We start from the raw sequence: 8,310 nt of genomic DNA on the forward strand, positions 1-8,310 counted from the left end.
CCGCCGTCCTCGCGCTCGCCCTCGCCTCCACCTTCACCACCGGCGACCACCCCCTGCACGCCGCCTATCTGACGCTGCTCGACATCTTCGCCATCGGCGACCCGGCGGTCGGCGAGCCGATCAGCCGCCAACTGCTCCAGATCCTGGCCGGGTTCGTCGGCCTCCTGCTGCTCCCGGTGATCGTCGCCGCCCTCCTCGAAGGCCTCGGCACCTTCCGCACCGCGACCAGCCTGCGCCGCCCGCCGCGCGGACTCTCCGGCCACGTCGTGCTCCTCGGGCTCGGCAAGGTCGGCACCCGTGTCCTCGCCCGGCTCCGCAGGCTGAACATCCCCGTGGTGTGCGTCGAATCCGACCCGGAGGCCCGGGGCATCGCCCTCGCCCGCCGGCTGCGCGTCCCCACCGTCATCGGCGACGTCACCGAGGAGGGCGTCCTGGAGGCCGCCCGCATCCACCGCGCCCACGCCCTCCTCGCCCTGACCAGCGTCGACATCACCAACCTGGAGGCCGCGCTCTCCGCCCGCGCCGTCACCCCGGACCTGCGGGTCGTCCTGCGCCTGTTCGACGACGACTTCGCCACCGCCGTCTTCCGCACCCTGCGCACCGCCCACCCCGGGGCCCTCACCCGGAGCCGCAGCGTCTCCCACCTCGCCGCACCCGCCTTCGCGGGCGCCATGATGGGCCGCCAGGTCTTCGGCGCCGTACCGGTCGAGCGCCGCGTCCTCCTCTTCGCCGCCGTGGACGTCGCGGACCACCCGCTCCTGGAGGGCCGGACCGTCGCCGAGGCCTTCCGTCCGGGTGCCTGGCGGGTCATCGCCCTCGACGGACGCGGACGCGGAGACGGCTCCGGCCAGGACTGGCGTCTCCAGCCGGATCGTCTCCTCGGCGCGGGGGACCGGGTGGTGGTGGCCGCCACCCGCCGGGGCCTGGCCGAACTCCACGGCCGGGGCGGCCGGGACGCCCTCGGCGCGTCGGACAACTCCGTACGAACGGAGCGTGGTTGACCGTAGGATCTGACCGCTCACGTGCCGAAACGGCCCTCAGTGGCCCTCAACGGCCGGCAACGGTCCACGACGGCCCGCACCGGCCCGCACACGCCCGCACCGGTCCGCATCCGCAGTCAGTCAGGAGTCCCTTCCTTGAACACGCCGCACACCACCCCGGCCGCCGGCCGCCCGCCGCACCGCATGGACCCGGCGGGCGGCTGCCCGCACGCGGACAACGCCCGGCTGCTCGCCGAGGGCGCCGTGGCCCCGGTGATCCTGCCCGGCGAGATCGAGGGCATGGCGGTGCTCGGCCACGACGCGCTGCGCGACTTCCTCTCCCACCCCGACGTCGCCAAGGGGCCCCAGCACTTCACCGCGCTCGCCGAGGGCCGCATACCCGAGGGCTGGCCGCTGCTGACCTTCGCCACCGTCCCCGGCATGATCACCGCGGACGGGGCCGACCACCGCCGGCTGCGCACCCTGGTCAGCAGCGCCTTCACCGCCCGCCGGGTCGAGGAGCTCCGCCCGCGCGTCGAGACGGTCACCGCCGGACTCCTCGACGGCCTCGCGGAGGCCGCCCGCGCCGGCGACGGCGTCGCCGATCTGCGCCGCCACTACGCGCTTCCGCTGCCGCTCGGCGTGATCTGCGAACTCCTCGGCGTCGACCCGGCCCACCAGGACCGGCTGCACCACCTGTCCAGTCTGGTCGTCGCCACCGACACCGAGCCCGCCCGGGCCGTCGCCGCCAACCGGGACCTCGTCGAGCTGCTCGCCTCCATCGCCGCCGACAAGGCCGCCGCCCCCGGCGACGACCTCACCAGCGCCCTCATCGCGGCCCGGGACGAGGGCGGCGACCGGCTCAGCCAGCCCGAGCTGATCGGCACCCTGCTCCTGATGATCGTCGCGGGCCACGAGACCACCCTGAACCTCGTCACCAACGCCGTCCGGGCGCTCTGCGCCCACCGCGACCAGCTGGCCCTGGTCACCGAGGGCCGCGCCGACTGGGCCGACGTGGTGGAGGAGACCCTCCGCTGGGACAGCCCGGTCAGCTACTTCCCGTTCCGCTACCCCACCCGCGACCTGACGGTCGGCGGCACGGTCATCCCGCAGGGCATCCCCGTCCTCGCCGGATACTCGGCGGCGGGCCGCGACACCAAGGCCCACGGCCCGGACGCCGACCGCTTCGACATCACCCGCACCGCGACGGCGAAGCACCTCTCGCTCGGCCACGGCCCCCACTACTGCCTGGGCGCCCCGCTCGCCCGGATGGAGGCCGCGATCGCCCTGGAGTCGCTCTTCACCCGCTTCCCCGACCTGGACCTGGCGGTCCCGGAGGCGGAGCTGACCCGCCACTCCGGCTTCGTCGGCAACAGCGTCCGGGCCCTTCCGGTCCGCCCGGGCGTCTGACGGTCCTTCCCGTCCGCCTCAACCGCTGCGCCCCCAGGCGGTCGCGGGGGAGGCCCGCAGGGAGGAGACGAGGCGCAGCAGCCGGTCCTCGTTCCCGGCGAGGCCCGCCGCGCGCAGCGCCTCGTCGGCCTCGGCCATCGGATGGGTGAGCATCACCCCCGCGTACGGGGCGAGCTGCGGGTCGGTCAGCACGGCCTGCGTGGACTCGAGCAGCCGCAGGTACGCCTGGGCGGCCGCGCGCTCGCTGGCGGTGATCGTGGTCATGTCGGGCTCCCTCTCGACAGTTCGGCGCTCACCACCTTCTCGTACGGGTCTGACAACGGGGCTCAGGCCCGCCCGTCGAGGTGTTCCGACAGCCGTTCCAGGAAGACCCGCTGACCGGAGACGAGCAGGGGAGCGGCGGCCTCCGGGGTGAACCAGCCCACCCGGTCGATCTCCGGGAACTCCTCCCGGATCCCGGACCGGGGCGGCCACTCCATGACGAAGGTGCCCGGGACGACCTCGGCCGGGTCGAGGTCGCCCTCGACGGCCCACACGGTGACGAGCTTCCCGTTCCGCTGGCGGGACTCGCCGAGGGCGAACCACTCGCCGTCGGGGGCCGGGAGCCCCAGCTCCTCCAGGAACTCGCGGGCTGCCGCGGCCTCGGGTGCCTCGTCCGGTTCGTACTCCCCCTTGGGAATCGACCAGGCCGACTCCTCGCGGGACTCCCAGAAGGGTCCGCCCATGTGACCGATGAGCACCTCGACGCCACCGCCCGTCGGGCGGCGGAAGACCAGAAGACCCGCGCTGCGCTTGTCCGGCATGCGCCCCAGTCTGGCCGAAGGCTCCGGCCGACGCAGCCCCGCGTGCTCCTATTCCCGCGCGTCGACCGTCACCGGGCCGGTCGCGAGGTCCACCCCGCTCGTCCACCGTGCCCCGAGCCGTACCGAACGCCAGGGGACGAGCGTCCCGCTCAGCCGCTCCCGCCGCAGCGGGACGCCGTTCTGGGCGACGGTCAGGACCGGGCGCACGAGCCGCCGCTCCGGCCGGACGAGCAGGGGCGCCGCCTCCGGACCTGCCAGGCCCGGTGTCACCCACCGCAGCGGGCCCACCGCCGTCACGGGCACCCCGGCGGCCGGCCAGGGGCGGCCGCCGAGCCGTTCGAGCACCGGATCCGCCACCGCCCGTCCCTCGGCGGCGGCCACCGGCGCGGGTTCCACCCCGCGCAGCAGGTTGCCGACGGCGAAGACCCCGGGCTCGGCCGTGCGGAAGCCGGGGTCCGTCACGGGGCCCCGGGTGCCCGGGGCGAGCGGCAGCCCGCGGGCGCGGACGAGCTCGTGGTCCGGGATCCAGTCGCCGGTGAAGACCACCGTGTCGCACCGCAGCACGGCCGTCCGCCCGTCCCCGCCCCGCACCGCGACCCCGGTCAGCCGGCCGCGTCCGAGCAGCTCCGTCACGACCGTGCCGGTCAGGACCGGGACCCTCTCGAACGACACCGTGGCGGAGGGGAGTTCGGTGACGACGGCCGCCACCTCCACCCCGGCCGCGCGCAGCGTGCGCACCGCGCCGCGGGCCACCGGGTCGCCGCCGACGACCACCGCCCGCCGCCCGACGGACTCCCCGAGCGGCCCGACGGACTCCCCGTGCGGCCCGAACCGCGCGACCGTCCGCTGGAGCTCGCCCGTGGTCAGCACCCCGGCCGGCCGCGTGCCCGGGACGAGCCGGGCGCTGCGGGGCCGTTCGCGGGCCCCGGTGGCGAGGACCACCGCGCCCGCCCGGATCCGTTCGAGCCCCGTCGGGGCGGTGACGTCCAGGGTGAGGGGCCCGGCCCAGCCGGTGGCCGAGACGCCGGTACGGACGACCGCTCCCGCCCGCAGGGCCGCCCGCACCGCGCGCCGCGCGTACGCCGGGCCGTCCAGGGCGCGCCCCCGGGCGTCCGCGCCGAACCCCGGCCGGACGCAGTGGCGCGGCACCCCGCCCGCCGCGGCCTCCCGCTCCAGGACCTCGACGCGGCCCGCGCCCGCCGCCGCGAGCCGGGCGGCCGCGGCGAGCCCGGCGGGTCCCGCGCCCACGACGAGGACGTCGACCGTGCGGATCACCGGGCCCCCTCCTCGTACAGCCGCTCCTCGAAGAGGGCCCGTACCTCCGCGCCGCAGTGGTTCCCCTGGCAGCGGCCGCCCCGGGCGCGCGTCCTGCGCCGCAGCCCGTCGAGGCCGCCGGGCGGGATCGTCGAGCCGAGGGCGGCCCGGATCTCGCCCCGGGTGACCCGCTCGCAGTGACAGACGATCATCCCGAACTCCGGTTCGCGGGCGATGAGTTCGGCGTCGCGGTACGGACGGGGGAAGGCCTCGCCGAGGTTCGGCATCCGGACCGGGGCGAGCGGACGGGACGGTCCCGGATCGAGGCCGCAGTCCGCGAGGAGGCCGAGCACGTGCTCGGCGATGGCCAGGGAGGCGGTGAGCCCGGTGGAGCGGATCCCGCCCACCGTCACGTACCGCAGCCCGGGGTGGGCGGCGATCCGGTAGTCCTCCTGTCCGGTGGCGGCCCGCAGCCCCGCGTAGACGGCGGTGACCTCCTCGTCGAGCAGCGCGGGGAGGATCCGGCCGCCCTGCTCGCGCAGCCCGGCGAGCCCCTGCGCCGTCGTGTCCGTGGCGGTCTTGTCGTCGAGGTCCTCGGCGGTGGGTCCGAGCATGACGTTCCCGTACACCGTCGGCGAGACGAGCACGCCCTTGCCGAGCGGCCCGGGCACGGGCAGCAGGATGTGCCGGACCAGGTCGCGGGCGAACTTGTCGAAGACGAGCAGCTGGCCCCGGCGCGGGGTGACGGTGAAGTCCTCCCGGCCGACCAGGGCGTCGAAGGCGTCGGCGTGGAGACCGCAGGCGTTGACGAGGAGGCGGGTCCGCAGCACCCCGCGCCGGGTGACGAGCCGGTGGTACGGATCACCCGGACGCACCTTCTCCACCCGGCAGTTCAGGTGCAGGTCGACCCCGGAGCGGACGGCCTGGGTGGCGTACGCGAGGGTGGTCGTCCACGGGCAGATCACCGACTCGCCCGGCACTTCGAGCGCGCCGAGGGCGCCCGGACCCAAGTGGGGTTCGCGTACGGCCAGTTCGGGCGCCGAGAGGAGGCGGGTGGCGTGGTGGCCGTTGCGCTCGGCCTTCTCCGCGAGGCGGGGGAGCGCCGCCCGCTGCTCCTCGTCCCAGGCGACGAGCAGGGCGCCCAGCGGCTCCACGGGAATGCCGGCCTCCCGCGCGTACGAGCTGAGCAGCCGGTGCCCCTCGCGCACGAGCCGGGCCTCCAGCGTGCTGGGCGCGGCGTCGAAACCTGTGTGCAGGATGGCCGTGTTGGCCTTGGAGGTGCCGTCGCCGACGTCGTTCGCGGCCTCCACGAGCGCGATCCGCAGCGGGTGACGGGCCAGCGTGCGGGCGATCGCGGAACCCACGACCCCCGCGCCGACGACCACGACGTCGTACTCCGCGGCCTCGCCGGTGGGGAGCGGTCCGGTCCGTGTGACGCTCATACGGCCCCGCCGCCGACCGCGGTACCGAGACCGGCCCCGCCGCCCGCACCGGACCCCGACGCCGACCCGGCAACCGCGTCCGCGCCCGCAGTGTCCTCGCCGGTACCGCCCGTACCGCCCGCGCCCCCCGACCGTTCCGCCAGCGCCGTCACCTCCGCGCGGAAGCGCCCGAGGCGCTCCGCCGCCTCCCCGGCCGAGATCCGGGGCTCGTACACCGCCGAGGGCTTCCACTCCGGCACGGCCTCGCGGAGCGTGAGCCCCGGCTGGTGTCCGAGCCGGGCGACCGCGCCCACGCCGAGCGCCGTGGCATCGGGCAACGACGCGACCTCGACGGGGAGTTGCAGCAGGTCGGCCTGGGTCTGCATGAGCAGGGCCGACCGGGTCAGGCCGCCGTCGGCGCGCAGCGCGGTCAGCGGCGCGCCCCGGTCCGCGGCGGCGGCCGCGGCGAGCTCCACGACCTGGGCGGCGATGCCCTCGCACAGGGCGCGCACCAGATGGCCGGGGCCGGTGTCCAGGCCGAGTCCGGTGAGCGAGCCGCGTACGTCCCCCCGCCACCAGGGCGCGGCGAGCCCGGCGAACGCGGGGACGAAGGTGACGCCGCCGGTGTCCGGCACACCGCCGCCGACCGCGTCGAGCTCCCCGGCCCCGGAGATCACGCCCAGGTCGGTGAGCCAGCGCACGGCCGAGGAGACCGTGTACACCTGGCCGTCCAGGCAGTGGGTGACGCGCCCGCCGAGCCGCCAGGCCACGCAGCCCACCAGTCCGGAGGCGGTGCGCCGGGGCTCGGGACCGGTCTGCGCGAGGAGGAAGGCGCCCGTGCCGTAGGTGCACTTGGCGGCGGCGGGGTCGTCGGCGCTCTGGGCGAGCAGCGCCGCCTGCTGGTCCACCAGGAGCCCGGTGAGCGGCAGGGCGGGGCCGAACGCGGTCGTGGTGCCGACCGGGGTGTCGCAGTCCACGACCCGGGGGAGCGCCTCGCCGCCGAGTCCGTACAGGTCGAGGGCGGTCTGAGACCAGGCGACCGTGTCGAGGTCGAGGAGGCCGGTCCGCCCGGCGGTCGCCGCGTCCGTGACGAACGCGCCGGTGAGCCGGTGGACGAGCCAGGCGTCGCTGGTGGTGACGACGCCCGCGCCGGTGGCGTGGCGGCGGATCCAGGCCATCTTCGGCGCCGCGAAGTACGGGTCCACCGGAAGGCCGGTGAGACGGCGCAGCTCCTCGGCACGGTCGTCGAGGCCGGCGCAGACGGAGGCCGCCCTGCGGTCCTGCCAGACGAGTGCGTCGGTGAGCGGTTCGCCGGTGGCGGGGTCCCAGGCGAGCACGGTCTCGCCCTGGTTGGCGAGGCCCACGGCGACGACGCGCGCGTCCGCCTCGGCGAGCGCCGCGCGCCCGGCGGCGACCACCGAGTCGTACAGCTCACGCGGGTCGACCTCGACCAGGCCGCCGGGGAGGTGGCGGGGCCGGACCGGGGCCGTCCCGGTGCCGATGACGCCGCGCTCGGGGCAGAGGACGAGGGCCTTCGTGCCGGACGTGCCCTGGTCGACGGCGAGTACCGCTCCGCCCGTCATTCCGCTGCTCCCGTCGTTCGACCGCTCCGTGATCATCCGATCACCGAAAAGGGTCAGGGTGCCGCCGCCCGGGACCTTCGTCAAGCCTCGGCGAACGACCCCGTCAGGTCGCCGGGAATACCTGACAGTAAGTCAAATTCAGTCGTTGGCTCAATAGTTGCTGTCACAAAAGAAAGTGGACCGGTCGCATCCAGAGCCCTCTATAGTGATCGCCGATCAACGGCCGGGACGCCCGCCGGGGGACTGACCACCCCCTCCATCCACCGAGGACCCATGTCATCCACACCACGCCCCACCCCCTGATGGCCGGACACGGATTCCGGCCCGTCTACCACCCCGCCGGCCACGACCACGCCCTGCGCAACGCCGTCCAGGACTTACGCACAGGCCGCTGGGTGGCCATGGCCCGGCTGCTCGACGAGACCTCCGACTGGGAGGCCTGGACCCGGCGCACCCAGGTCCTCGCCACCGTCGCNNCGAGCGCGCCGTCCGCGCCCACCGCTCCGGCCACGCCAGGACCCTCGAACTCTGGCAGGAGGCCCGGACCGCCTGCCGCGAGGCCTCCGACCGGTCGCCCGCCGACCCCGTCCCCTGGGTCGGCCTCATCGCCCTCGCCGCCCTCGACGGAAGCCAGCGCATGGCCGAGCACCGGCTCACCCCGCCGGCGCCCATGCTGCCGCCCGGCCCCTGGGGCCTGCTCGCCGAGGTGGAGAAGCGCGACCCGCACAACCGCGAGGCCCACCACCGCATGCTGCAGTTCGTGTACGCCCGCCGGTCCGGACCCCTCTCCGAGGCCGTCAACTACTCCTACTGGGCGGCGGGTTCGGCACCCGTCGGCTCCGCCCTGCACGCCCTCCCG

General features: G+C 75.9%; 7 protein-coding genes and 1 pseudogene. 3 read left to right on the forward strand and 5 right to left on the reverse strand.

Annotation, left to right across the window (positions count from 1 at the left end; all coding sequences use genetic code 11):
- Together CCN56_RS24265 and CCN56_RS24270 are read left to right on the forward strand one after the other, a co-directional pair.
- Positions 1 to 1,001: TrkA family potassium uptake protein (locus CCN56_RS24265; protein ID WP_179199970.1), on the forward strand; the 1,001-nt coding region annotated here is incomplete at its 5' end.
- Between the two features lie 183 nt (positions 1,002 to 1,184).
- Positions 1,185 to 2,390 carry a cytochrome P450 gene (locus tag CCN56_RS24270; protein ID WP_086829980.1) on the forward strand — a complete coding sequence of 402 codons (1,206 nt, stop codon included), beginning with the start codon at positions 1,185 to 1,187 and terminating at the stop codon, positions 2,388 to 2,390.
- A gap of 18 nt (positions 2,391 to 2,408) precedes the next feature.
- Here CCN56_RS24270 and CCN56_RS24275 read toward each other — a convergent pair whose 3' ends face one another.
- The 5 genes from CCN56_RS24275 to CCN56_RS24295 form a co-directional block, all read right to left on the reverse strand.
- A complete protein-coding gene (locus CCN56_RS24275) occupies positions 2,409 to 2,654 on the reverse strand; it encodes a hypothetical protein (protein WP_086829973.1) in 246 nt (81 codons plus the stop codon).
- 62 nt (positions 2,655 to 2,716) lie between these two features.
- Positions 2,717 to 3,193, reverse strand: a complete 477-nt coding sequence (locus tag CCN56_RS24280; protein WP_086829974.1) for an NUDIX domain-containing protein — start codon at positions 3,191 to 3,193, stop codon at positions 2,717 to 2,719.
- A 48-nt stretch (positions 3,194 to 3,241) separates the two neighbouring features.
- Positions 3,242 to 4,468 (reverse strand): FAD-dependent oxidoreductase, encoded by a 1,227-nt coding sequence (locus CCN56_RS24285; protein WP_086829976.1) that lies wholly within the window; start codon positions 4,466 to 4,468, stop codon positions 3,242 to 3,244.
- Positions 4,465 to 5,889 carry an FAD-dependent oxidoreductase gene (locus CCN56_RS24290; protein ID WP_086829978.1) on the reverse strand — a complete coding sequence of 475 codons (1,425 nt, stop codon included), beginning with the start codon at positions 5,887 to 5,889 and terminating at the stop codon, positions 4,465 to 4,467. Before CCN56_RS24290 ends, CCN56_RS24285 begins: the two co-directional genes overlap by 4 nt.
- Positions 5,886 to 7,451 (reverse strand): FGGY family carbohydrate kinase, encoded by a 1,566-nt coding sequence (locus tag CCN56_RS24295; protein ID WP_256962119.1) that lies wholly within the window; start codon positions 7,449 to 7,451, stop codon positions 5,886 to 5,888. Before CCN56_RS24295 ends, CCN56_RS24290 begins: the two co-directional genes overlap by 4 nt.
- A gap of 302 nt (positions 7,452 to 7,753) precedes the next feature.
- Here CCN56_RS24295 and CCN56_RS24300 point away from each other — a divergent pair.
- Positions 7,754 to 8,310 (forward strand): annotated as a pseudogene (locus CCN56_RS24300) (hypothetical protein); the annotation flags it as partial.

Source organism: Streptomyces sp. NRRL B-24572 (genome assembly GCF_002156145.1).
Classification (GTDB): domain Bacteria; phylum Actinomycetota; class Actinomycetes; order Streptomycetales; family Streptomycetaceae; genus Streptomyces; species Streptomyces vietnamensis.